Source organism: Agrococcus phoenicis (genome assembly GCF_047302415.1).
In the GTDB taxonomy this organism is placed as follows: Bacteria; Actinomycetota; Actinomycetes; order Actinomycetales; family Microbacteriaceae; genus Agrococcus.
The window spans coordinates 2,244,118-2,269,578 of sequence record NZ_CP154854.1 but is presented as its reverse complement, the minus strand read 5'-3'; the positions used below and the strand labels follow the sequence as shown (position 1 = coordinate 2,269,578).

General features: G+C 70.8%; 20 protein-coding genes. 16 read left to right on the top strand and 4 right to left on the bottom strand.

The window, feature by feature from the left end; all coding sequences use genetic code 11:
* Positions 1–67 precede the first annotated feature (67 nt).
* Positions 68–1,024, bottom strand: coding sequence for a sugar-binding transcriptional regulator (locus AA0Z99_RS10850; protein ID WP_413317241.1), 957 nt, complete (start codon positions 1,022–1,024; stop codon positions 68–70).
* Between the two features lie 114 nt (positions 1,025–1,138).
* Between AA0Z99_RS10850 and AA0Z99_RS10845 the strand changes: the two genes are divergently transcribed.
* Genes AA0Z99_RS10845 through lpdA form a run of 3 tightly spaced genes read left to right on the top strand, consistent with a single transcriptional unit; the run spans position 1,139 to position 6,351 of the window.
* Complete coding sequence (locus AA0Z99_RS10845) at positions 1,139–2,467, top strand: dihydrolipoamide acetyltransferase family protein (RefSeq protein ID WP_413317239.1); 1,329 nt, start codon at positions 1,139–1,141, stop codon at positions 2,465–2,467.
* 18 nt (positions 2,468–2,485) lie between these two features.
* Positions 2,486–4,954 (top strand): thiamine pyrophosphate-dependent enzyme, encoded by a 2,469-nt coding sequence (locus AA0Z99_RS10840; RefSeq protein ID WP_413317237.1) that lies wholly within the window; start codon positions 2,486–2,488, stop codon positions 4,952–4,954.
* A gap of 2 nt (positions 4,955–4,956) precedes the next feature.
* Positions 4,957–6,351: a dihydrolipoyl dehydrogenase gene (lpdA, locus tag AA0Z99_RS10835; protein ID WP_413317235.1), complete on the top strand. Its 1,395-nt coding sequence runs from the start codon at positions 4,957–4,959 to the stop codon at positions 6,349–6,351.
* A gap of 98 nt (positions 6,352–6,449) precedes the next feature.
* Here lpdA and AA0Z99_RS10830 read toward each other — a convergent pair whose 3' ends face one another.
* Positions 6,450–7,070, bottom strand: coding sequence for a hypothetical protein (locus AA0Z99_RS10830; protein WP_413317233.1), 621 nt, complete (start codon positions 7,068–7,070; stop codon positions 6,450–6,452).
* A complete protein-coding gene (locus AA0Z99_RS10825; RefSeq protein WP_413317231.1) occupies positions 7,067–8,026 on the bottom strand; it encodes a sugar-binding transcriptional regulator in 960 nt (319 codons plus the stop codon). Before AA0Z99_RS10825 ends, AA0Z99_RS10830 begins: the two co-directional genes overlap by 4 nt.
* A 119-nt stretch (positions 8,027–8,145) precedes the next feature.
* On the opposite strand from AA0Z99_RS10825, the gene AA0Z99_RS10820 reads away from it, so the two are divergent.
* From AA0Z99_RS10820 to xylB, 5 genes are all read left to right on the top strand, one after another.
* Entirely contained in the window at positions 8,146–9,156 is a 1,011-nt protein-coding gene (locus AA0Z99_RS10820) for an ABC transporter permease (protein ID WP_413317229.1), read from the top strand.
* Between the two features lie 35 nt (positions 9,157–9,191).
* Complete coding sequence (locus AA0Z99_RS10815) at positions 9,192–10,184, top strand: substrate-binding domain-containing protein (protein WP_413317227.1); 993 nt, start codon at positions 9,192–9,194, stop codon at positions 10,182–10,184.
* 1 nt (position 10,185) lies between these two features.
* On the top strand, positions 10,186–11,706 hold the full coding sequence (locus tag AA0Z99_RS10810; protein WP_413317225.1) for a sugar ABC transporter ATP-binding protein: 1,521 nt from the start codon (positions 10,186–10,188) through the stop codon (positions 11,704–11,706).
* 66 nt (positions 11,707–11,772) lie between these two features.
* Positions 11,773–12,396, top strand: a complete 624-nt coding sequence (locus AA0Z99_RS10805; RefSeq protein WP_413317223.1) for an SIS domain-containing protein — start codon at positions 11,773–11,775, stop codon at positions 12,394–12,396.
* Positions 12,397–12,404: 8 nt separating this feature from the next.
* On the top strand, positions 12,405–13,874 hold the full coding sequence (gene xylB / locus AA0Z99_RS10800) for a xylulokinase (RefSeq protein WP_413317221.1): 1,470 nt from the start codon (positions 12,405–12,407) through the stop codon (positions 13,872–13,874).
* Between the two features lie 15 nt (positions 13,875–13,889).
* On the opposite strand, the gene AA0Z99_RS10795 is transcribed toward xylB, so the two are convergent.
* Positions 13,890–15,149: a PucR family transcriptional regulator gene (locus AA0Z99_RS10795; RefSeq protein ID WP_413317219.1), complete on the bottom strand. Its 1,260-nt coding sequence runs from the start codon at positions 15,147–15,149 to the stop codon at positions 13,890–13,892.
* Positions 15,150–15,372: 223 nt separating this feature from the next.
* Between AA0Z99_RS10795 and AA0Z99_RS10790 the strand changes: the two genes are divergently transcribed.
* The 8 genes from AA0Z99_RS10790 to AA0Z99_RS10755 all read left to right on the top strand — a co-directional run bounded on the left by AA0Z99_RS10790 (position 15,373) and on the right by AA0Z99_RS10755 (position 25,396).
* Positions 15,373–16,581, top strand: a complete 1,209-nt coding sequence (locus AA0Z99_RS10790; protein ID WP_413317217.1) for a four-carbon acid sugar kinase family protein — start codon at positions 15,373–15,375, stop codon at positions 16,579–16,581.
* Positions 16,582–16,654: 73 nt separating this feature from the next.
* Positions 16,655–17,251, top strand: a complete 597-nt coding sequence (locus AA0Z99_RS10785; RefSeq protein WP_413317215.1) for an isochorismatase family protein — start codon at positions 16,655–16,657, stop codon at positions 17,249–17,251.
* A gap of 27 nt (positions 17,252–17,278) precedes the next feature.
* Positions 17,279–18,391 carry an alpha-hydroxy acid oxidase gene (locus tag AA0Z99_RS10780; RefSeq protein ID WP_413317213.1) on the top strand — a complete coding sequence of 371 codons (1,113 nt, stop codon included), beginning with the start codon at positions 17,279–17,281 and terminating at the stop codon, positions 18,389–18,391.
* 28 nt (positions 18,392–18,419) lie between these two features.
* On the top strand, positions 18,420–20,153 hold the full coding sequence (locus tag AA0Z99_RS10775) for an ABC transporter family substrate-binding protein (RefSeq protein WP_413317211.1): 1,734 nt from the start codon (positions 18,420–18,422) through the stop codon (positions 20,151–20,153).
* 128 nt (positions 20,154–20,281) lie between these two features.
* Complete coding sequence (locus tag AA0Z99_RS10770) at positions 20,282–21,244, top strand: ABC transporter permease (RefSeq protein WP_413317209.1); 963 nt, start codon at positions 20,282–20,284, stop codon at positions 21,242–21,244.
* An 11-nt stretch (positions 21,245–21,255) separates the two neighbouring features.
* The gene (locus AA0Z99_RS10765; protein WP_413317207.1) at positions 21,256–22,167 is read left to right on the top strand and encodes an ABC transporter permease; all 912 of its coding nucleotides are present in this window, start codon (positions 21,256–21,258) and stop codon (positions 22,165–22,167) included.
* On the top strand, positions 22,164–24,263 hold the full coding sequence (locus AA0Z99_RS10760) for a dipeptide ABC transporter ATP-binding protein (protein WP_413317205.1): 2,100 nt from the start codon (positions 22,164–22,166) through the stop codon (positions 24,261–24,263). The genes AA0Z99_RS10765 and AA0Z99_RS10760 overlap by 4 nt, the downstream gene beginning before the upstream one ends.
* Complete coding sequence (locus AA0Z99_RS10755; protein ID WP_413317204.1) at positions 24,260–25,396, top strand: NAD(P)/FAD-dependent oxidoreductase; 1,137 nt, start codon at positions 24,260–24,262, stop codon at positions 25,394–25,396. The genes AA0Z99_RS10760 and AA0Z99_RS10755 overlap by 4 nt, the downstream gene beginning before the upstream one ends.
* Positions 25,397–25,461 lie beyond the last annotated feature (65 nt).

Sequence of the window (25,461 nt, the reverse complement as noted above, 5' to 3'; positions counted from 1 at the left end):
ATGGTCGACGGCGCGATTCGCCGTGAGCACAGCATGCACGGAGAGCGCTCAGAATGCAATCAAGCGCTCATGTGAGCAGTTGCTCTGCCGTGGCCGCGTCGGTCACGAGGGTGGAGATGACGCCTGCGCGCAAGCATGCGCGGATCGCCTCTGCCTTGAGCTCGCCCCCAGCGACCGCCACCGTCTCGGGCACTCGCCGCAGCTCGTCGATCGTGACGCCCACGACGCGCTGCGCCAGCTCTTGATCGGCGATCTCGCCGTCGGCGTCGAGCGGGATCCCGCACAGGTCGGCCACGATGCCCGCGCCCCGCAGGCGGGCCCGATCGTGGTGCGGCAGGTCGTTGAACAGCGATGACTGCGGCGGCTCCCACGCTCCGACGCCGAACACGGCGATCGTGAGCCGCTGGAACCGCTCGGTCGCCTCCGCGAGCGACGCCTCCTGCCGCAGGTCGCTCGCCAGCTCGGCGTTGCCCACGACGAACGGCGCGTGCAGCGGGAAGGCGTGCCCTCCGGTGCGCAGCGCGAGCCTGCGGACGATCTCGACGCCGCTGAGGGTGTGGCCCACCGAGCGCACGCCGCCGACGATCTGCACGACGTCGGCCCCCGACGCCTGCGCACGGAACGCATCCGCCATCGCCGTCAGGCTCGCGCCCCACGCCATGCCGAGCACGTCCTCCGGCCCGAGTATTGCTGCGAGGTACTCGGCGGCCGCGTGCCCGATGGCAGCGGCGACCGACTCCGGATCCGGATAGTCGCCGCGCACGACGACCGCCCGTCGAAGCCCGTGCCGCTCGGCGAGGCGATCGGCCAGCTCGAGGTCGTCGGTCGTTGGCAGCTGGATGGAGATCTGCACGATGCCCTCGCTTCGCGCGAGCTCAAGCAGGCGCGCCACCTTGAAGCGGGAGAGGCCGAGCTCGTCGGCGATCTCGCTCTTCTGCTTGTTGTCGAGGTAGTAGCGCCGGGCGACCCGGGCGGCTTCGACGAGCGAGCCCTGTCGACGCAGTGACATGCCGTTGTCGGCCATGGGCCCTCCGCTCTGTACCGCCCGATGGCGCAAGTGTATGCTCTGGTTGGCGCTCATCAGTGCGAGTGCCGCTCATACGAGCGCAAGCAGAGCGGGCGACGCGAGGAGAAGCAGATGGCGACAGAGGTGCGGATCCCGACGACGGGCAACGCGGGTGAGGACGCCGTCCTCGTCGAGTGGCTCGTCGATGTGGGGCAGCGCGTGGATGCGGGCACGACCCTGCTCACGATCGAGACCGCGAAGTCGACCGTCGACGTCGAAGCGCCGACGGAGGGCATCCTGCTCGCGCAGCGCGCCGCGCCCGGCGACGAGGTGGCCGAGTTCTCTGTGGTTGGCGTGATCGGCGCAGAGGGCGAGCGCGACACGGTGGAGGAGCCCACCATGGGCGGTGAGCAGCCGGCCGAGCCTGCGCCCGAGACCCCCGAGCCGGAGGCCCAGGTCGTGGCGACCAGCGAGTCGTCCGACGGCGAGTCCGCCGAGGGCGGCGCCCCCCAGGCCGAGGGCGCGACGACGAGGGAGCCGATCGACCGCGCGGAGTCCGCCGGGGCCCACCGAGTCTCGGCCTCGCCCAGAGCCCGACGGCTCGCGGCCGAGCACGGTGTCGACGTGGCGCAGGCATCCGGCAGCGGCCCGCTCGGTCGAGTCATCGCCGCAGACGTCGAGCGGCTCGCGACCGAGTCCGCGCAGCAGCCCTCAGCACAGGACTCTTCGGCGCAGGAGCCCTCGGCGCCGCAGACATCCCAGGCCCGATCGACCACCGCGCTCGAGCCAGCGCGCGTCGTCCCCGTCCGCGGTGCCCGCAAGGTGACGGCGCAGCGCATGCACGCCTCGCTGGCCGATTCGGCCCAGGTGACGCTCACGCGCTACGCAGAGGCGGATCGAATGCTCGAGTGGGTCGACCGCCTCAGGGCCGTCGCCGCGGCCGACGACGCGAAGCCTCGCATCGGCGTGAACGATGCGCTCCTCTACGTCGTCGCACGGGTCGCCGCCAAGCACCCGGCCGCGAACTCCTGGTTCGACTGGGGCGGGATCCAGCAGTTCGACCGCGTCGACCTGGGCTTCGCCGTCGATACCGAGCACGGCCTTTTGGTGCCCGTCATCCGCGATGCGCACCTGCTGCCGATCGGCTCGCTCGCCTCCCAGGCGCGCGATGCGATCAGCAGTGCGCGCTCTGGCGCGCTGCAACCGGCTGACATGGAGGGCGGCACGTTCACCGTCTCGAACTTGGGCGGGCTCGGCGTGCACTGGTTCACGCCCGTGCTCAACACGCCGCAGAGCTGCATCCTGGGCGTCGGGGCCGCGCACCGTAGCGGCGATGGGCCCACGCTGCTGCCGCTCTCGCTCACCTTCGACCACCGAGCGCTCGACGGGGGCTCTGCGGCAGCGCTGCTCGCCGACCTGGCCGACGCGATCGCGCACATCGACGTGCTCGACGCCTTCTGATCTGGAACGAGGACACCAATGGTCAAGGAACTGCTGATCGATCCCGCCGACATCCGTCGGCCCGGCGAGCTCCAGTTGGGCTCGATACCGGTGAACGCCTACGCGACGCCGCTGGCCGTCGAACGCGAGCGTTACGGCGATGAAGCGCTCGAGCGCATCGGCCGAGACATGCTGCTCGTCCGCGAGTTCGAGCTCATGCTCAACGCCGTCAAGCGCGAAGGCGGCTACCTCGGCGTCGACTACACGCACCTGGGTCCCGCGCACCTCTCGATCGGCCAGGAGGCGCAGGCGGTGGGCCAGGCGTTCACGCTGGATGCGAGCGACAAGGTATTCGGCAGCCACCGCAGCCACGGCGAGGTCGTCGCCAAGGGGCTCTCGGCGATCGCGAAGGCCGACTCGGCTCGGCTCGAGGCCGACTTCTCGGCCTGGTCGGGTGGCGACGCGTGGAGCGTCGTGCGCGCACGGCTCGACTCCGAGGATGCCGAGCAGCTCGCCATCAACTACCTCATGTACGGCATGACCGCCGAGACCTTCGGGCGCAGCACGGGCTTCAACCGCGGCCTGGGTGGCAGCATGCACGCCTTCTTCCCGCCGCTCGGCATCTATCCGAACAACGCGATCGTCGGCGGCTCGGCGCCGCTCGCGACCGGCGCCGCGCTGTACAACCGGCTGCGGCGCGAGGATGGGATCGTCGTGGCCAGCATCGGCGATGCCTCCACGGGCACCGGGCCCGTCTGGGAGTCGTTCAACTTCGCGTCGATGGCGCAGCTCACCGGGCTCATGGATGAGGCGCACCGCGGCGGCTTGCCGGTGGTCTTCTTCGTCGTGAACAACTTCTACGGCATGGGCGGCCAGCCCATCGGCGAGACCATGGCGTTCGAGCGCCTGTCGCGCATCGGCGCCGGTGTCAACCCGCAGCGCATGCACGCGCAGTCGGTCGACGGCAACGACCCCTTCGCCGTCATCGATGCGATGCGCACAGCGCGCACCCACCTCGAGGACGGCACGGGGCCAGTGCTGATCGACTGCCAGACCTATCGGCTCTCAGGCCACTCGCCGAGCGACTCGAGCTCGTACCGCAGCAAGGAGGAGATCGACGCGTGGTCGAAGGGCGACCCCATCGATCGCTACTTCTCCCGTCTCCTTGACGAGGGCGTGGTCGACCGGGAGCGTCAGCAGCAGCTGAAGTCGTGGGCCGAGCAGACGGTGCGCGCAGCGCTCGAGGTCGCCATCGACGCGGAGGTTTCCCCTCGCCTGCAGCTGCGCGACGATCCCCGGGTGATGGCAGGCATCACCTTCAACGACACGAGCGTCGACCTCGACGAGACGCCCGCCGGCGAGACGAGCGTGCCGCTCGACGAGCTGCCGTACCTGCAGACGATCGCGAAGAAGTCGCGCTCGGGCATCGTCGACGGCACCGCGCTGACCGGCGCGAAGGCCGTCACCTTCCGCGATGCGATCTTCGAGGCCATCGTGCACTCGACGGCGGCGGATGACCGCATCACCCTGTGGGGCGAGGAGAACCGCGACTGGGGCGGCTCGTTCGGCGTGTATCGCGGGCTCACCGAGTTCCTGCCGCGCCATCGCCTCTTCAACAGCCCCATCTCGGAGGCGGCGATCATCGGCACGGGCGTCGGCTTCGCGCTCTCGGGCGGTCGGCCGCTGGTCGAGCTGATGTACGCCGACTTCATCGGCCGCGCCGGCGACGAGCTCTTCAACCAGATGGCCAAGTGGCAGCCGATGTCGGGAGGCCTTGCGCAGCTGCCGATGGTCGTGCGCATCTCGGTGGGCGCCAAGTACGGCGCGCAGCATTCGCAGGACTGGTCGTCGATGGCGGCGACCGTGCCCGGGCTGAAGATCCTCTTCCCCGCCACCGCCGCCGACGCGAAGGGCATGCTCATCGCGGCGCTCCGCGGCAACGACCCGGTGCTGTTCTTCGAGAGCCAGCGGCTCTACGACCAGACCGAGATCGTGCACGCTGACGGCGTGCCCTCCGGCGCCGTGCCCACGCCGCTTGGCCTGCCGAACATCGTGCGGCAGGGCGGCGACCTGACGATACTCACCGTCGGTGCGACGCTGTACCGGGCGCTCGATGCCGCCAAGCGGCTCAGCGACGAGCACGGCATCGAGGCCGAGGTCATCGACGCGCGCTCGATGGTGCCGTTCGAGTACGACCTGCTGCTCGAGTCGGTGCGCAAGACCGGGCGGCTCGTGTGCGCATCGGATGCCAACCTCCGCGGATCGTGGCTGCACACGGTCGCATCGACGGTCACCGCAGAGGCCTTCGACGACCTCGATGCTCCCGTCACGGTGCTCGGCGCTCGCAACTGGATCGCACCGCCCGCAGAGCTCGAGTGGGAGTACTTCGTGACGCCCGACGACATCATCGACGCGGTGCACGAGCGCATCCTGCCGATCGAGGGGCACAGCGCACAGTCGGGGCGCGGCGCATGGGCCGTGCCGCAAGACTCGGCGGTCGGCATCTAGTGGTGGAGCGCTTCGACGTCGTCGTGCTCGGCGCGGGCCCCGGCGGCTACACCGCCGCGGTGCGCGCCGCGCAGCTGGGCAAGCGGGTCGCGGTCGTCGAGCCGTCGATGTGGGGAGGGGTCTGCCTCACGGTCGGATGTGTGCCCGCGAAGACGCTGCTGCGGCATGCAGAGATCGCCGAGCTCGTCACGCGCGAGAAGGCCCGCTTCGGCCTGCGCGGCGAGATGACCGCCGACTACGGCGTCGCGTTCGCGCGCAGCCGCGAGGTCTCCGAGGGCCGCACCAAGGGCGTGCACTACCTGATGCGCAAGCACGGCATCGAGCAGGTGCGCGGCACAGGCCGCTTCCGGGATCCGCGGACGATCGACGTGACGGATGCGGATGGTCAACGACGCACCCTGCGGTTCGGCGACGCGATCATCGCGTCGGGCGCGCGGCCGATGCTGCTGCCCGGCGTCGAGCGCTCCGCGCACGTGGTGACCTACGAGCAGCTCATCATGCGCGAAGAGGTGCCGCGATCGATCGCGATCATCGGCGGCGGTGCGATCGGCGTCGAGTTCGCGGCCCTGCTCTCCGCCTTCGGCACCGAGGTGACGATCGTGGAGGCGCTCGACCGCGTGCTGCCGAACGAGGACGACGAGGTCTCGGCGGCGCTGCAGAAGCAGCTGCGCGGGCGCGGCATCCGGGTGCTCACCGGTGCCCGCGTCACGTCGATCGACGAGGCGAGCGCAGGGGCCAGCGTCGCCGTGCAGCACGGCGACGAGCAGCTGGAGCTGAAGCCCGAGGTCGTGCTGGTCGCGATCGGGTTCGCTCCCAACAGCGCCGGGCTCGGCCTCGAGGCCGCCGGCGTGCGAACAACAGATCGCGGTGCCATCGAGATCGATGCGCGGATGCGCACGAGCGCGGCGCGCATCTTCGCGATCGGCGATGTGACGGCCAAGCTGCAGCTCGCGCACGTCGCCGAGGCGCAGGGGATGGTCGCAGCGGAGTCGATCGCAGGTGCCGACACGGTGCCCATCCTCGACTACCGGATGATGCCCAGGGCAGTCTTCGGTCGCCCGCAGGTGGCGAGCTTCGGCCTGACCGAGCGCGAGGCCCGCGCTGAGGGACGCGAGATCGCCGTCTCCACCTTCCCGTTCATGGCGAACGCGCGAGCGCACGCGCTTGGCGACGCCGATGGCTTCGTGAAGATCGTGGCCGAGCCGGAGCACGGCATGCTGCTCGGCGCGCACCTCATCGGCGCAGATGTCTCAGAGCTGCTGCCAGAGCTGACGCTCGCGCAGCAGTTCGAGCTGTCGTCGGCCGAGCTCGCGCGCAACGTGCACACGCATCCGACGCTCAGCGAGGCCATCCTCGAGGCTGCGCACGGCATCCACGGGGCGCCGATCAACCTCTGACCGGATCGACCACTGACCGGGTCGAGCCGTGTCGCGGTCGGAGCCGCCCGAGTGCTGCGGGAGTGGTGTGCGGGGGCGAGCTCGCGGTGCCGCGGCGCTCAGCGAGCCAAACGATCGAGCCACTCGGCGGGGCTCGCGGCGCCCGTCAGCGATCCGCCGCTCACGAGCCAGTCGGCTCCGGCGTCGACGAGCGCCCAGCCGAGCTCGGGCGTCACGCTGCCGTCGACGCCAATGCTGCGATGGCCGGCGTTCGCCGCGGCCCGCACCCGATCGAGGGCGGCGAGGTCGAAGCCCGAGCCGGCGTGACCGGGCCGCACCGACATGACAAGCACGCCGAGCGAGCGGTCGAGCCCCTCAAGGTCGCGGTCGTGCTCGACGGCGACGGCCGCGCGGCGTCCGGCCGCTTCGATCCGCTCGACAGCCTCGAGCCATCCTGGCGCGGTGCGGTGCACCACGATCGTGTCGCAGCACTCCAGCCACGCGTCGAGATCGCGCTCCGGCTCGAGCGTCATCAGGTGGGCCTCCCCGGTCGTGCCGGTGTGCGCGTGGATGCGCCGCGCATCGCTCGGGGCGAAGCCGCCGGCGGGACCCAGCTGGCCGTCGGAGGCATCCCAGTGGAAGCGCTGCACGCCGCCGAGCGCGAGCCTGCGCGCCTCCTGATCGACGAGCGACGCATGCGTCGACCACAGGGATGCGGCCACCCGCACCGCGCTCGTCACCCGCCGCCTCGCTGCAGCACGGCATCGGCCAACGCCTCGTCGACGACCGCCTCGGTCAGCCAGCCGCCAGCGCTCAGCGCGCTGAGCGCAACCACTTTGGCCGCACCCGTCGCGACACCGATCACTCGGGGCACCGCCTTGATCTGCGCGGCTGAGATGGCGATGCAGCGGTCGCTGAAGTCGGGCGCGAGCTCAGCCCCGTCTCGGTCGACGAGCGTGACGCCGATCTCGGCGACCACGCCTCGCTCAAGCAGACCGGCACGCAGGCTCGGCTCGATGGAATCGAAGAGTTGCGAGATCGGCGGCGCCCAACTTCCCACCGCCATGACCGCGGTCGTCACGCGATCGAACCGCTCGAGCGCCGCGGCGATCGCCGACTGGCGCCGAAAGGCCGCGGCCGTCTCGGCATCCTCGGCCAGAAGCGGAGCGAAGATCGGCATGACGTCGCCGCCGGCGCGCAGGCTCATCGCGCGCACGATCTCGACGGGGGAGAGGTGGCGGGTCATCTCGGTCGCACCGGTGAGCTGCACGACCGAGACCTCGGGCAACCGGCCGAGCTCCTGGGCGGTCGCGCTGAGCGTGCGCCCCCACCCCATGCCGAGCATCTCGCCGTCGGTGAGCGTCTCCGAGAGCAGGGCGGCTGCGGCCCTGCCGACGGTGTGGCGCACCTCGTCGTCGTCGCCGTGCGCGGCGACGACGGTGGCGCGCTCCAGCCCGAGACGGTCGCGCAGGGCCGCCGAGCGCTCCTCGTCGACGAAGCCGGCGTCGTCGATCTCGATGCGAACGATCCCGGTGGCTCGCGCGTGCTCGAGGAGGCGCGCCACCTTGAAGCGCGAGACGTCGAGCTCGCGCGCGATCTCGACCTTGCTGCGGTCGTCGAGGAAGAAGGCGCGAGCCGCGCGCACGGCGAGCGAGCGGTCGAGGCTCTCGTCGGCACCGACGTCAGGGCTCTGCATGCTCACTCCGCGAGTTCGGGTTGCGCTGGATCGACGATCAGCATAGTGTCTGACGATAACAGATGAGCAGCTAAGATGCTCAAATGAGCGAGCGCCAAGATCCTGCGAGGAGGCAGCGAATGAAGCGGCGGATTCCCAACGAGGTCGGCATCGCGGTGGTGATCCTGCTGGTGGCAGGAGTGTTCGCTCTCCTCTCCCCGAATTTCGCGACGCTCTCCAACATGCAGGTGCTGTTGCTGAACGGCGCGGTGATCGCCTTCCTCGCGCTCGGCCAAGCCTTCGTGCTGCTCACCGGCGGCATCGACTTATCGACCGGCTCCAACATCGCGCTCACCGGCGTCGTCGCCGCGCTCTGCATGCAGAGCGGGCTGCCCTGGTGGATCGCCGCCCTGCTCGCGCTCACGCTGGGCCTCCTCGTCGGCGCCTGGAACGGCTTCGCCGTGCACTACCTCGGCCTGCCGCCCTTCATCGTGACCTTCGCCACCTTCGGCGCCGCCGCATCCGTGCCCCTGATCCTCACGGGAGCGAGCTCGGTCAACGTCGCCGATCAGATGTTCGCGATCATCGGCCGAGGCTCGGTGCTCGGGATCCCGATGCCGGTCGTCCTGGTCGCACTCGCCGCCGCCATCTTCGCGATCGTGCTCACGCTCACCCCGACCGGCGTGCACATCTACGCGATCGGCGGCAACAAGGAGACCAGCCGTCTCGCGGGCGTGCAGACCGGCCGCGTCGTGATGTTCGCCTACGCCATGAGCGGCCTGTGCGCCGCGATGGGCGGCCTCATCGTCACGAGCCGCCTCATGGTGGGCTACCCCAGCGCCGGCTCGGGCAACGAGCTCTTCTACTCGATCGCCGCCGCCGTCGTCGGCGGGGTGAGCCTGTTCGGCGGCATCGGGTCGATCGGCGGTGCGCTGCTGGGCGCGATCCTCATCGCGACGGTCTCGAACGGCATGAACGTCGTCGGGGTCGAGAGCTACTGGCAGCCGCTCGTCATCGGAGCGATCATCCTCATCGGCGTCATCCTCGACACCCACCGGCGCAACATCTCGCTCCGCTCGCTGCTCGGCCGCTTCCGAGGCAGCAGCGGCCCCCGAGAACCGCATATCGCGACGACGCCGACCACCACCTGACCCCACCCATCCACGCGTCTTCAAAGGAGAGACCCATGCGAACCAAGACACTCATCGCGACCGCGGGGGCTGCAGCCGTGCTGCTGCTCGCCGGTTGCGGCGCCATCGACACCGGCACAGGTGCCGGCACCGATCCCGACGCGGATGCGACGCTGCCCGAGTCGTGCAGCGAGGAGCAGCCCTTCATCGCCGTCGCGCTGCCCAACCTGACGAACCCGTACTACGTCGCGATGCAGCGCGGCTTCGAGGAGGCGGGCGAGGAGGCCGGCTTCGAGGTGCAGGTGCAGATCGCGAACGACGACGACGCCCAGCAGCTCGCGCAGGTGCAGGCCATGCTCGAGCAGCAGCCGTGCGCGCTCGCGCTCAACGGCGTGAAGTCCGAGCCGGCAGCGGCCATCGTCGCTGCGGCGAACCAGGCCGGCGTGCCGGTGTTCACCGTCAACGTCGGCGTCGACCCCGAGTCGCTGGAGTCGCAGGGGGCGAGCATCATGCAGTACCTCGGCGCCGACAACTACGCCGGCGGCCAGCAGATGGCCGAGATGGTGCTCGAGGACTTCGGCGAGGAGGAGCTGAACATCGGCTTCGTGACGGAGCCCGACGAGACGCCGACGGTCACGCGTGACCAGGGCTTCGAGGACACCATCACCGAGGGCAACCCCAACGCGCAGATCGTCGCGAGCGTCGATGGCAACGTGCAGCCGGATGCCTCGCTGCAGGCCACCACGGAGATGCTCTCGGGCAACCCCGACATCAACGTCATCTTCGCCAGCACCGGCCCCGCCACCTACGGGGCGCTGCAGGCGCTCGGCGACCGCACCGATGTCGCGCTCTACGGGTTCTGCGCCTCCGAGCTCACGATCGAGGCGCCGTACGCCGGCTGCGTCGCGCAGGAGCCGGAGTCCTACGGCCGCCAGGTGATCGAGCAGATCTCGGGTTACCTCGAGGGCGGCACGCCTGAGGCAGAGGTGCTCCTGCCCCTCAAGGTCTTCGGCGTCGGCGAGACCCCGGCACCCGGCGAGGTGGGCTGAGATGACCGCAGCGGCCGAGACCGCCGAGCAGGGCCTGCGGGTCGAAGGCGTCCACAAGAGCTATTCGGGCACGCCGGTGCTGCGAGGCGTCTCGGTCGCCGTGCGACCCGGCGAGGTCGTCGGCCTCGTCGGCCACAACGGCGCGGGCAAGTCGACGCTGCTGAAGACGATCTCCGGGGCGATCGCGCCGGATTCGGGCACGGTGACGGTCGATGGCGTCGGCTTCCGGCTGGGCGACCCGATCGCGGCGATCGACGCCGGTGTCGCGACCGTCTACCAGGAGCTCTCGCTCGTGCCGAACCTCACGGTGATGCAGAGCGCCTTCCTCGGTCGCGAGACTCGGGCCGCGGGCGTGCTTCGACGAGAGCGGATGCGTGCAGAGACGCAGGCGCTCCTCGACGAGTTCGGCCTCGGGATGGATCCCGACGATCGCATCGGCTCGATCCCCGTGGCGCTGCGCCAGCTGCTCGAGGTGGCGATCGCCACGCATCGCGATGCCCGCTACCTGCTGCTCGACGAGCCCACCACGTCGCTCGAGGGCAAGCAGGTCGACAGGTTCCTCGAGACGGTGCGCGCATTGGCGCAGCAGGGCTTCGGCATCGTGCTCGTCAATCACAAGCTCGATGAGCTCTACGCCGTGTGCTCGCGCATCGTCGCGCTCGTCGATGGCGAAGTACGCATCGACGGCGCCGTCGACGAGGTCAGCCGTGCTGACGTCGTGCACGCGATCGCGGGCGAGGATGCCGAGGTCTCGGCCGCACCGAAGGCTGCCCAAGATTCACTCGAATCCGACGCGCCCGTCACGCTCGAGGCGCGCTCGATCGCGACCGGCGTTCTACGCGACGTCTCGATCAAGGCTCGAGCGGGTCGCGTGCTCGGCATCTACGGCCTCATGGGCGCGGGCCGCACCGAGCTGTTGCGGGCGCTCGTGGGCCTCGACCACGTCACGAGCGGCGATCTGCTGGTCGAGGGCGAGCGGTACTCGCCTCGCAGCCCGCGCGAGGCGATGCGTCACGGCATCGCCTACGTCACCGAGGAGCGCAAGCAGGATGGCATCGTGCCTCAGCTCGACGCGACGCAGAACCTGATGCTGCCGGTGCTCCGCCAGGAGACTGCCGGACCCTTCCTTCGGCACCGTCGGCTCGAGGCGAGGGCTGAGCAGCTCATGGATGCCCTGCGGGTGCGGGGGAATCGCAAGGCGCCCATCGAACGCCTCTCCGGTGGCAACCAGCAGAAGGTCGTCCTGGCGAAGGCGCTCGCCCAGCGGCCGCGCATCCTGCTGCTCGACGAGCCAACCAAGGGCGTCGACCTCGGCGTCAAGAGCGAGATCCATCGACTCGTTCGCAGCCTCGCCCACGAAGACGGCATCACGGTCGTGGTCGTCTCGAGCGAGGAGGACGAGATCGCTGAGATCTCCGACGACGTGATCGTCATGCACGGCGGCTACGCCGACGGCGAGCTCGTGCCGGTCGAGGAGCGCAACCCCCAGGCGCTGCGTCGCATCGCCTGGGACGCGGCCTGAGTTGCCGCCTGAACTGCAGGCGCCACCCCGCCTGCCTCACGCATCCCTCTGTTGAACAGGAGAACCATGGACACCCGCTCCCGCCTACTCGAAGCGGCCAGGCAGGTCATCACCGACGAGGCCGCCGCGGTCGCCGCGGTCGCCGACCAGCTCGACGACGCCTTCCTCGACGTGCTCGACCAGCTGCTCGCCTGCACCGGCAAGGTCTTCATCACCGGTTCGGGCACCTCGGGCACGATCGCCCGCCGCATGGCGCACCTCTTCAGCGTCTGCGGCACGCCTGCCGCGTTCCTGCACCCCATGGATGCGCTGCACGGCACCATGGGTGTCCTCGCCGAGGGCGATCTCCTCGTCACGCTCTCGAAGGGCGGCGAGTCGAGCGAGATCAACGACCTCATCGAGCTCGCACACCGCCGAGGCGTGCGCGTCATCGCGATCACGTCGAATCCCGCGTCGACCATGGCGCAGCGCGCGGATACCGTGGTGACGCTCCACAACCGAGACGGTGCCGACCCCGGCAATGTCATCGCGATGGGCTCGACGCTCGTCACGGCAGTGTGGGGCGATGCGCTCGCGGTGCTGCTCATGCGGCAGCGCGGGTACACCTGGGAGCAGATGCTCGAGACGCACCCTGGCGGCGCCGTGGGTAAGCAGCGGCACACGCCCGAGGCGCTCGAGCCGATCGAGTAGGAGGCAGCATGCCGATCGTGGCTGGCATCGACGTCTCGACCACGTCGAGCACCGTCGAACTGCGGGACGCCGACTCCGGTGCGCTGCTGGGGAGCGGGCGTGCTCCGCACGCTCCGACCTTCCCTCCAGTGAGCGAGCAAGCTCCCAGCTCTTGGTGGTCAGCGGTCAAGGCGGCGCTCGCTGCAGCCATCGCCGATGCGCGAACCACGGCGGCGGACATTCGCGCTCTCAGCGTCGGCGCTCAGTGCCACGGATTGGTCATGCTCGACGAGCGCGGGCGGGTGCTTCGTCCGGCGAAGCTCTGGAACGACACCACGAGTGCCGCGCAGGCGGCGCGCATGGTGCAGGCACTCGGGACGGAAGAGTGGGTGCGCGCTGTAGGCAGCGTGCCTCCCGCAGCCTTCACGATCTCGAAGTTGGCTTGGATCGCTGAACACGAGCCGCGACACCTCGACGCGGTCAGCCGAGTGCTGCTCCCGCATGACTACGTCACATGGCGGTTGACCGGAAACGCAGTGACCGACCGCTCGGATGCATCAGGCACCGGATACTACGCGGCCCACGAAGGACGCTGGCGCCCTGACCTGCTGGAGCGCTTCGTGCGAGAGGACCTCGACTGGGAGTCCCTGCTGCCTATCGTGCTCGGGCCTGACGAGGCTGCCGGTCACGTGCTGCCGGCGGTCGCCGAGGAGCTCGGTCTCCGCCCCGGTGTGCTGGTCGCCGCTGGGGGAGGCGACCAGCACGTCGGCGCGGTCGGCCTGGGCATGCGCCCCGGCGACGTCACCTTCAGCATCGGCACTTCGGGTGTCGTGCTCGTGTCATCGGAGAGTCCAGTGCTGGATCCGACGGGAACCATCGACGGCGTGGCGGACGCGATGGGCGGGTATCTGCCCCTCGCCTGTACGCTGAATGCCACCAAGGTCACGGATTGGGTCGCAGAGATGCTTGGCGTCGGTGTCGAGCTGCTCGGCGAGATGGCTCTCGACGCGACGCAGCCGCAGCGCCCAGTCTTCGCGGCGTTCCTCGACGGTGAGCGTACTCCGAACCGGCCGAACGCGCGCGGACTGCTCGCAGGACTTTCCACGTCGACGAGCCGCGATGACCTTGCGCGGGCGGCGTTTGAAGGCGTGCTGCTGGGCATGTGCGGTGGTCTCGACCGCTTGAGCGCGGTCGGAGCCCGCATCGACGGTGCATACGTCTTGACGGGCGGTGGCGCGCGCTCGGTGGCCTATCGGCAGATCCTCGCCGACCTCCTCCAGCGTGAGGTAGTAGTGCGCGATGCTCTTGAGGCGACCGCGCGGGGCGCGGCGATTCAGGCGATCGCGGTGCTGCAGCAGGAGAAGGTCTCGACCGTCTCAGAGTCGCTGCGACCCGGTACGCTCGCGACCGCCGAACCGCATCAGTCGCGCGACGCGGGACTTCGGTCCCGCTATGGGGATCTCGCGAGCTGGACCGGAGCAGATCTCCCGGCCAGCTGAAGGCGCGCGCTGCACCTACGAGCTGAGCGCGCCCGCCGTGCGCTCGTGCGCCTCGCTCGTGAGCGCGCTGCCGCCGCGCATCCGCCACGCGATCAGCGCCATGTGCAGCGCGAGCCGATCGTGGCCCCTGCCGAGGTCCACCGCCAGCGCCGTCTCGATGCGGCGCAGGCGGTGGTAGACGTTGGTGCGGTGCACGAAGCGCTCCGCCGCGACCGCCTGCACGTTGCCGGCGTGCTCGAGGAAGCTCTCGAGGGTCGCGGTGAGGTCGTCGTTCTCGGGGTCGTCGAAGAACGCCAGCAGCTCCGGCGTCAGGTAGTGGTCGTCGATGAAGCGCTGGGGCAGCTGCGGCAGCCCGTGGTACTGCTCGGCGCGCTGCCACTCGACCACCTGCCCGCTCATCCCGATGCGGAGCCCCGTGCGCGCGGCGTTCCGCGCCTGCCAGATGGCGCGCGCGGGGCCGTCCGGGTGCCGGACCACCGCGCTCGTGCCGATCGTCCAGCGGCCGTAGAGCCCGGCATCCTGGCTGCGGTAGAGCAGATCCTGCACGATCGCGATGGCGCGCTCGAGCGCCTCTGCGGGCGAGTCCTGCGGGAAGGGCGCGAGCAGCACGATCGCCTCGTGCTCGTGCTGCGCCGCGAGCACGCGACGGGCCGGCAGCACCTTCGCGCCGCGCTGCGCCGTGCGGCCGAGGGTCGCCGCGAGGTCGTGGGCGGTGGCGAAGTGGGCGCTGGCCGGCTCGACGAGCACGGCCAGGGCGACGCTCACCGAGTCGTACTGGAAGTCGCCCTCGCTCGCGGCGCCGGCGACCGCCCGCTCGACCTCGCCGATGCGGTCGTCGAAGGGCGCGGCGCCGAGGCCCGACTCGCGCGAGGCGGCATCGAAGGCGTGCGCGGCGTCGAGGCCGTGCACGGTGGCGTGCGCGGCGGTGGCCGCGAACTCGACGGCGCTGCGATCCGCGTCGCCGTCCAAGACCCACAGCAGCACCCGCAGGCGGTCGATGCCGAAGATCGGCACGACCCAGAAGCCCTGCAGGCCGATCGCCTCGACCGGAGGCACGTGGATGGGCTCGCGGTGCCCGGAGGGGATGCGCACGCGGGGCGAGAGGTCGGGCCGCAGGCTGCGCGCGTGGCCCTCGACGGGCACCAGCTCGCTGCGCGCGAGCGACCGCAGCCGCGCATCCGTGATCTCGACCGGAACCTCGAGCGAGGTGCCGATCGCGTCGGCGAGCTCGTGCAGCAGCGTGCGGTGCGCAGCCTCGAGTCGGAGTGCCCCCATGGCAGCACCTCCGCTCTCGCTGGACCCTGTCGACAGAGACAGTGTGCTGTCAGACTACGCAACTTTCGGAGTCGAGCACGTTGCGATCAGATAACGCGGACCCGGCGCGATGCGGGCCCCGTCGACGTCGCTACAGATGTCGCGTGACTGCCTCGCCCCACCTGCTTAGCGTGACGACAACGCATCGAACCCACGGTGCGGCAGGTGACGCGAGGAGGCGGCGATGCTCGGAAGCTCGTCATCCCGTGCCCGGCTCGAGGCCGGCACAGCCTCCGTCGCGCTCGGGGTCATCACGGAGGATCTGCAGGCCGCCGTGAGCGTCGCCGGCCGCCTGCAGCAGCGCGGCCTGCGCGTCGAGGTGGTCGACGACCCCTCGGCCGTCCCGAAGCCCGGCCTGCACGCGATCGTCGTCGACCTGCAGGCGCAGGACCGGCTCGAGGACGCGACGGACCTCGCCGAGCAGTGGACCAGGTGGCTGCGCGACCGCGGCTGCCTGCGCGTCGAGCAGCGCGTCGACTCCGCGTTCCGCGGCACGCCCGCCGATGTGCACCGCGGCGTGCTGCGGGGTGCCGGCGCTCGCGACCCGATCGTCACCGTCATCACCGGCTACCCGACCGCCGGCCGCATCTGCGTCGACGGCGAGCAGCGCGTGCACCGCCACGGCCAGGGCGTCGAGGTGATCCCGGTGGCCGAGCGGCTCGAGCTCGAGGGGCGTCCCTTCGTCGTCTCGGTGGATGCGCTCACGCTCGGCAGCGACGCCGCCGTGCTCGAGGTCGAGCGGGCGATCGAGGCGGGCCACCGCACGCTCATCTTCGACGCCGCGAACGAGGGGCACCTCGAGGCCGCGGCGGGCGTCGTGCACCGGCTCGAGGCGCGCCACGAGGTCGTCGCCGTCTCGAGCGGCGGCTGGCTGCGCTGCCACCCCGCGCTCGACGCCGACGGCTTCGTCGTGGTGGCCGCCACCGGCGCCGCCACGCTCGACCGCCAGCAGCTGGCGCGCGTCGCCGACGTCTACGGGCCCGCCGCTCGCGTGACCACCGCGGCAGCGCTGCTGCGGGAGACGGATGCGATGCTGCTGGAGACGGTCGCGCAGCACCGCGTCGTGGTCATCCAGGCGCCGGAGCGCACCGGCGACGACCCGCTGCTCGCGGCCGACGACATCGCCGCAGCCGTGCGGCGGCTGCTCGACGTCAGCACGCGCGGCGACCACCCGGCGCTGGGCGTGGTGGTGAGCGGCGGCGTGAGCTCCGGGCGCACCATCAGGGCGCTCGACGCCGTCGCCCTCAAGCCCGGCAACGAGCTCGAGCCGCTCTGCCCCGTCGTCCGCCTGGCGGGCGGGCCCTTCGCGAACCTCGCCGTCATCACCAAGGCCTCGAGCATCGGCGCCCCCGACACGCTCGTGCGACTCGTGCGACGCCTCACCGGCTCCTGAGCCGCATCGGCGCGCTCGCCGAGCCAGCCCATCCGACTCCCTGCACCCCATCCGACCGATCGAGAAGGAAACCATGACCCTGTTCGACCCCGCCTCCACCGCCCTCGTCATCATCGACATGCAGGGCGCCGTGCGGCGCCACGCGGCAGCACCGCACGACGCCGACACGGTGATCGGCCGCGTCGCCGGCCTCGTCGACGCCGCTCGCGAGGGCGGTGCGCTCGTCGTCTACGTGCGCACGAGCTTCCTCCCCGACGAGTCCGACTCGCTCACGATGGTCAAGCGCGTCGACGCCGAGCGCAACGCCCCGAAGCGGTGGGACGGTTGGGACCAGCTCGTCGAGGAGATGCAGCCGCTGCCCACCGAGCCCGTCATCATCAAGCGCTCCTGGAACGCCTTCTACGGCTCCGACCTCGATCTGCAGCTGCGCCGCCACGGCATCGGGACGGTCGTGATGTGCGGCATCTCGACGAGCTTCGGCGTCGAGGGCACCGCTCGCTCGGCCTACGACCACGGCTACGAGCTCGTCTTCGTCGAGGACGCGATGGCGTCGCAGACGACCGAGCAGCACGACTTCGCCGTGCGCGAGGTCTTCCCGCAGATCGGGCGCGTGCGCGACGTCGCGACCGTCACCGACAGCCTCCGCGCCGCCGCGACGACCGCGGCCTGAGCGCAGCAGAACAGGACAGGACAGATCATGACCGAGACAGCCACCACCCGCGCGATCTTCGACGACCGCTTCGGCTCGAACGAGCGCTTCACGACCATCACGGGCATCACCAAGGCCGCCCGCCACCACCTCTCCGAATCGGCCTGGGACTACCTCTGGACGGGCACGGGCTCCGAGACCTCCGTCGCCCGCAACCAGTCGAAGTTCGACGAGCTGCTGTGGGAGGTGCCGCTCTTCGCCGGCGTCAGCAACCCCGACACCTCGACGAGCCTGTTCGGCTACGACCTCTCGATGCCGCTGTTCACGGCGCCGTTCGGCCAGGAGGCGACGTTCCACTCCGACGGGCACCCGGGCATCGGGCGCGCGTGCGAGCGCGCCGGCATCCAGCAGATGGTGCCCGTCGCCGCCTCCTACCGCCTGGAGGACGTCGCCGCCGCGTCGAACGCCGCGCACTTCTACCAGATGACCCTCGTCGGCGACGACGAGCTCGTGCTGGCGATGATGCAGCGGGCGAAGGATGCCGGCTACACCCACATCATCGCCACCTACTCGCCGATCCGGCAGTGGCGCGAGCGGCTGATCGAGAACCGCTTCTCCTCGCGCACGACCGGAGACAACATCAACTTCGGCCCCGAGGGCTCCGACCCGGCCGGCCTCCAGGAGCTGGTCGCGTTCACGAAGCCGCGCTACACCTGGGCCGACGCGGCCCGCATCATCGAGCAGGCGCCGCTGCCCGTGATCATCAAGGGCATCCACAGCGCAGCCGACGCGGTCGCCGCGCGCGACGCGGGCGCCGTCGGCCTCTACGTCTCGAACTACGGCGGGCGCACCATCGACCGCACGCCGTCGACCATCGAGGTGCTGCCCGAGATCCGCGCCGCGGTGCCGGAGCTGCCGATCGTGCTCGACTCCGGCATCCGCCGCGGCAGCGACATCGCCGCGGCCGTCGCGCTCGGCGCCGACGCCGTCGCGATCGGGCGCCTCACCGCGCTCGGCCTGGCCGCCGACGGCGAGGAGGGCGTGCTGCGCGTCATCGAGATCCTCAAGCAGGAGCTGTGGATGACGCTCGGGCACCTCGGCTGCTCGTCGATCGCGGATCTCGGCCCGCACGTCTTCCACCACAACCCCTTCGCCGCCTGATCCCCCACCCCACGAAAGCGAGCACATCATGAAGATGCGAACCACGGGAGTCGCGGTGGCGGCTGCCGCCGCGCTGCTCCTCGCCGCCTGTGCGCCGCAAGGCGCAGGCACCCCGAGCGACGGCCCCGCCGACGGCTCGGCCACTCCCGTCCCGGGCCAGGTCACGGGTGATCTCAACACGGTCAACACCGCCGAGGTCGAGCCGGGAGGCGAGATCACCATGGCGATCGAGAAGACCATCCAGAACTGGAACACCCTCTCGGCCGCCGGCGACATCTCGGAGGCCGTGTGGGTGACGGGCCTGCTCTACCCGAGCGCGTTCGTGATCCAGCCCGACGGGTCGACGCTCGCGATGAACGAGGCGCTGCTCGAGAGCGCCGAGGTCGTCAGCCAGGATCCGACGGTCGTCGAGTACGTGATCAACGAGGATGCGGTGTGGTCGGACGGCGTGCCGATCACCGGTGACGACTTCATCCTCCAGTGGCAGATGCTCAACGGGCGCGACTGCCCCGAGTGCGCAGCCGGCCGCAGCGACGGGCTCGACAAGGTCGAGTCGATCGAGCAGTCGGAGGACGGCCGCACGGTGACCGCGACCTTCTCCGCCACCTTCTCCGAGTGGCAGCGCGGCTTCAACCGCCTGCTGCCCGCGCACCTCGCCGAGGCCAACGGCGGGCTCTACGAGTCGTTCAGCGACTACTTCGTGAACACCGTGCCGGAGTTCTCGGGAGGGCCGTACATCATCACCGACTTCCAGCCGGGGATCCAGATCGTGCTCGAGCAGAACCCCGAGTGGTACGGCGAGGCACCGAACCTGGAGAGGGTGACGTTCGCCATGATCACCGACTCGCAGCAGACGCCGATCGCCATGCAGAACGGCGAGGTCGACGTGATGTACCCGCAGCCGCAGGTCGACCTGCTGCAGCAGGTGCAGGGGATGACGCAGCAGGGCGTCAGCTTCCAGATGAACCAGTCGCTCGTGATGGAGGCGCTCGTGTTCAACCACTCGAACTCCTTCCTCGCCGACCTGCCGCTGCGCCAGGCGATCGCCACCGCGATTGACAAGCAGAGCGTCATCGACCGCACCGTCGGGCAGTTCGACGAGTCGGTCACGCCGCTCGGCAACGGCATGATCATGCAGCAGCAGACGGGCTACGAGAACCACAGCGATGCGCTGAACTACGGGCTCGGCGACACCGCCGCGGCCGAGGCGATCCTCACGGATGCCGGCTACACGATCACCGACGGGCAGCTCTTCACGCCCGACGGAGAGGCGGTGCCGGCGCTGCGCGCGGTCTACTCGGTGGGCAACGCGGTGCGCGAGTCGGCCATGCAGGTGATCCAGACCGCCGTGCAGCCGCTCGGCATCTCGCTCGCGCTGGAGACCACCGACTCGCTCGGCGACACGATGTCCAACATCGAGCCCTACGGCCACGACATCGTGCTCGTCGGCTACACGGGCTCGCCGTTCATCGCGTCGAACGCGCACGACCGCTACACGACGGGCACGGGCGACAACCCGCACTACTCGAGCGCGGAGGTCGACGAGCTCGTCGACCAGGCGCTCGCCGCGGAGTCGCAGGAGGAGGCGATCGACTTCATCAACCAGGCGGACGAGGTCTTCGTGCACGACCTGCTGCTGCTGCCGATGTACCAGAAGTCGACGCTGATCGCCTACCCGAGCGACCTCGGCAACATCCGCGACAACCCGACCCTGAGCGGCCCGCTCTACAACCTGCACGAGTGGGGCTTCACCGGCGAGTGAAGCGCGCCGGATGCGGCGGGCGGCGAGCCCGACCGCCGCATCCGGCACCCGCACTGCCGCCCGGTGCGGGGAGCGATCCCCGCACCGGGCACCCCGGTCGCTGACCCGGGACGAGAGGAAGGAGAGCCATGCTGCGATACACGATCAAGCGCATCGCGATCGCCGTGCCGATGATCATCATCGCGTCGTTCGCGATGTTCATGATGGTCGCGCTGTCCGGTGACCCGATGTCGCGGTTCCGCTCCATGGATCCGCCGCCGCCGCAGGAGGCGCTCGACCAGCTCGAGCGCGAGCTGGGCCTCGACCAGCCCGTGCTGGTGCGCTACGGGAACTGGATCAGCGGCATCGTCCAGGGCGACTTCGGCGCCTCGGTGCAGAACGTGGACATCGGCGCAGAGCTCGGTGCCCGCATGGTCGTCAGCTTCCGGCTCATCGTCATCGCGGTGCTCGTCGCCGCGGTCGTCGCCGTCATCGTCGGCGTGATCAGCGCCATGCGGCAGAACGGCGGCCTCGACGTCACGCTCAGCGTCATCGTCTTCGTCGCCCTCGCCATCCCCGTCTTCTGGATCGGCGTGCTGCTGAAGTACGCCGCGATCGAGGTGAACAACGCCGCCGGGTCGACCATCTTCTTCACCGTCGGCGACGGCGCCTCCACCGGCGCGCAAGGGTTGCAGCTCGTCGGCTTCCTGGCGCTGCCGACCGTCGTGCTCGTCATCAACCAGTTCGCCTCCTGGAGCCGCTACGTGCGCTCCTCGATGATCGAGGTCCTGAGCGCCGACTACATGCGGCTGGCGCGGGCCAAGGGGCTGACGAAGGGCCGAGCCGTCGTCCGCCACGGCCTGCGCAACGCGCTCATGCCGTTCGTGACGGTGATCGCCCTCGACTTCAGCGCGCTGGTGGGCGGCGCCATCGTGACCGAGAGCATCTTCCAGTGGCGGGGCATGGGCGACCTGCTCCTCAACGGCATCCGCAACCTCGACGTGAACGTCGTCATGGCGTGGCTGCTCGTGTTCGCGACCGCGACGATCCTGCTCAACCTGCTCGCCGACCTGCTCTACGGCGTGCTCGACCCCCGCATCCGGACCGCCTGAGGAGGCCGCGCATGATCCCCTCATCTCCCGTCGCGCGCGATGCCGTGGCAGCGCCTCGGCCCTCCAGCCGACGCCGGTTCCCCGCCCTCCGCCGGTTCCTCCGCAACCCCACGAGCGTCATCGCGCTCGCGGTCTTCGTGCTCGTGCTGCTGTTCGCGTTCGTCGGCCCGCTGGTGTGGCCCTACCGCTACGACGTCTACACCGACGACATCTCGCAGGCCCCCTCGCTCGCGCACCCCTTCGGCACCGACAGCACCGGCTACGACACCATGTCGCAGATCATGCGCGGCACGCAGCGCTCGGTGCTCATCGCGCTCGTCGTCGCCATCTCCGCGACGATCGTCGGCTCCATCGTCGGCGCGATCGCCGGCTACTTCCGCGGCTTCACCGACGGAGCGATCATGCGCGTGATCGACGTGATCCTGGTGTTCCCGTCGATCGCCGTCGCGGCGGTGCTGGCGTACCTCTCCACCGGCTCCGAGACCAGCTGGGTGACGATCGCGGCGGTGCTCGCGTTCCTCGCCTGGCCGGTCGTCGCCCGCATCGTGCGCGCGACCGTCATGTCCCTCGCGACCTCGGAGTACGTGCTCGCGGCCCGCGGCCTCGGTGTCAGCCACTTCGGCATCATCGTGCGCCACCTGATCCCGAACGCCATGGGCACGATCACGGTCGCCGTGACGGTGCTGACCGCGACGGCGATCCTCTCGGAGACGGCGCTGTCCTACCTCGGCTTCGGCGTGCAGGCCCCCGACACCTCGCTCGGCCTGCTCGTCTCCACCTCGCAGAGCGCGGTCATGACGCGGCCCTGGCTGTTCTACTTCCCCGGGCTCTTCATCGTGATCATCGCGCTCTGCGCATCCTTCATCGGGGACGGCATCCGCCACGCGCTGGATCCCCGCCAGTCGACGAGGAGGTCGGCATGACGATCACCGCCCACGAGCAGGCGACGCCGCTCACCACCGCACCGCTGCTGGAGGTGCGCGACCTGCACGTGCGCTTCGGCGCGATCCACGCCGTGCGCGGCGTCTCCTTCGACCTGCAGCGCGGCGAGGTGCTCGGCATCGTCGGCGAGTCGGGATCCGGCAAGTCGGTGACCTCGAACGCGATCATGGGGCTGCACCCCGACCACACCACCATCGAGGGCTCGATCAGGTTCGAGGGGCAGGAGCTCATCGGCCTGCACGACCGGGCGATGTCGCAGCTGCGCGGCGCGCGCATCTCGATGGTCTTCCAAGACCCGATGAGCTCGCTCAACCCCGTGCTCACCGTCGGCGCGCAGCTGATCGAGGCGATCCGCATCCACCGCGCGATGCCGAAGGCGGAGGCGCGGCGCGAGGCCGTCGAGCTGCTGGGCGTCGTCGGCATCCCCGATGCCGAGCACCGCATCGACCACTACCCGCACGAGTTCTCCGGCGGCATGCGCCAGCGCGCGGTCATCGCGATCGCGATGGCGAACCGCCCCGACGTGATCATCGCCGACGAGCCGACGACCGCGCTCGACGTAACGGTGCAGGCGCAGGTGCTGGAGGCGCTCGACCAGGCGCGCAAGCACGTCAACGCCGCGCTCATCCTCGTGACGCACGACATGGGCGTCATCGCCGGGCACGCCGACCGCGTGCTCGTCATGTACGGCGGGCGGATCGTGGAGCGCGGCGGCGTCGACCAGGTCTTCGAGCACTCCCGCATGCCCTACACGCGGGGCCTGCTCGCGTCGATCCCGCGCATCGACCAGCGCGACGCCCCGCTCATCCCGATCCCGGGCGCGCCCCCGAGCCCGGCGAGCCTGACGGGCCGGGCCTGCCCGTTCGCCGACCGCTGCGCCTTCGCCCGCGACACCTGCCGCGAGTCGGAGCCCGAGCTGCTCGTGATCGACGAGGCGGCTGCCGAGCCGGCCGGCGCGCGCGAGCTCGGCACGCACGCCGCCGCCTGCCACTTCGCCCGCGAACCCGAGATCGTGCGGGCGCCGCTGCCGAGCGTGCCAGAGGAGGGCGCGACGGTCGAGCGCGATGCGCAGGTGCTGCTCGACGTCGACGACCTCGTGCAGCGCTACGACCGCAAGGATCGCGCCGGCAAGCGCACGAGCGTGCTCGCCGTCGACGGCGTCTCCTTCACGATCAAGGAGGGTGAGACACTCGGGCTCGTCGGCGAGTCGGGCTGCGGCAAGTCGTCGGCGGCCCGCGCGATCACGCGGCTGCAGACGATGACCTCCGGCACCGTGAGCGTGCGGGGCAGCGACCTCGCCTCGGCGCGCGGCAAGGCGCTCACCGCGATGCGGCGCCAGATCCAGATGGTCTTCCAGGATCCGTTCTCGTCGCTCGACCCGCGCATGTCGGTCGCCGACCTGATCGGGGAGGCCCTCGCGCTCGCCAGGGTCGACCGCAAGGATCGCCCCGAGCGGGTCGCGCAGCTGCTGCGCGACGTGGGCCTCGCCGAGTCGATGGCCGAGCGGTACCCGCACGAGTTCTCGGGCGGCCAGCGGCAGCGCATCGGCATCGCCCGTGCGCTCGCGACCGACCCCGACGTGGTCGTGCTCGACGAGCCGGTCTCGGCGCTCGACGTCTCGGTGCAGGCCGGCATCGTCAACCTGCTCTCGCGCATCCAGGCCGAGCGCGGCCTCGGCTACCTCTTCGTCGCCCACGACCTCGCGGTCGTCGCGCACATCTCCGACCGCATCGCCGTCATGTACCTCGGCCGCATCGTCGAGATCGGCACGCGCGACGAGGTCTTCGACGACCCCGCGCATCCGTACACGAAGGCGCTGCTGTCGGCCATCCCGATCCCCGACCCCAAGGTCGAGCGGGAGCGCCAGGCGATCACGCTCACGGGCGACATGCCCTCGCCGAGCGACCGGCCGGCGGGCTGCGCGTTCCGGGCGCGGTGCCCGATCTTCGCGACGCTGCTCGACGACGAGCGCCGCGAGCGCTGCATCGGCGACGACCCGGCGCTCCAGCCGCGGTCGGCGACGCGCGACGCGGCCTGCCACTACCCCGAGCTGACCAGAGCGGTGCAGCACGCGTGAGGGTCGTGGTCATCGGCGCCGGATCCATCGGCAGCCACGTGGCGTTCCGGCTGCTCGAGCAGGGCGCGGAGGTCGAGCTGCTCGACGCGAGCCAGCCGGGCGGCGGCACCTCGGCCTCGTCGATCGCGTGGCTGTCGAGCTACCCCCAGATGTCGTGGCAGGAGGAGCCCGGCAAGGCGAAGCTCCGCGGCGAGGTGCACGAGCTGTTCGCGCGCCTGCAGCAGGAGCTGCCCGGCGACTACCTGCACTGGTCGGGCACCCTCATGTGGGGCTACCGGCACGAGCGCGACGAGCTGCGGCGCGCGGCGGCCGCCGTGCGCGCGAAGGGCGTCGAGGTGCAGGAGCTGGGCGCCTCGGAGGCGCGCGACCTCGCGCCGGGCCTGCGGCTGCGCGACGACGAGGTGGTCTTCCACGAGACGGGCTCCGGATGGGTCGACGGGCCGGGCGTCGTGCGCGCCCTCGTCGCCGCGATCGGCGCGCGCGGCGGCATCGTGCGCCGCGGCGCCCGGGTCGTCGGCTTCGAGCGGGCGGGGGAGCGGCTGGTCGCGGCGCGGCTGCAGGACGGCTCGCGCGTCGAGGGCGACGTCTTCGTCAACGCCGCCGGCAGCTGGGCGAGCCACGTCGCCGCGATGGCCGATCTCGCGATCCCGCTCGAGCTGATCCCCGGCAAGCTCGTCTACACGCAGCCGATCGAGTCGATCAGCCACGTGATCAACGGGCCCGAGTGGTGCGCCCGGCCCGACCCCTCCGGGGGGCTCGCCGTGCACTGGCGCGGCGGCCCGCAGGATGCCACGCACGGCGCGAACGCCCGCTCTGGCCAGGAGCTGATCGACGAGATCGCGACGGCACTGCCGGAGCTCGCGGGCACGGCGCCGGTGCGCAGCTCGATCGGCATCCGCGCGATCCCGCCCGGCGGGCCCGTGGTCGGGGCGGTGCCGTGGCTGCGCAACCTCTACTTCGCGGTGTCGCACGGCGGCATCGGCTGGGGGCCGATGTGGGGGTGGATGGCCGCCCGCGAGCTGCTGGGCGGCGAAGACGTGGGAGAGCTCTCGGCGATGCGGCCGGAGCGCTTCTACCTGGAGCCCATCGCGATCGGCCGCTACGCCGACGATGCCGAGCAGGTCGCGCGATAGGGAGGCGCGTCGGCGGCCGGGTCACCTGTGATGCGGCCGCCGATGCGACGCCGTGCGGATGCCGC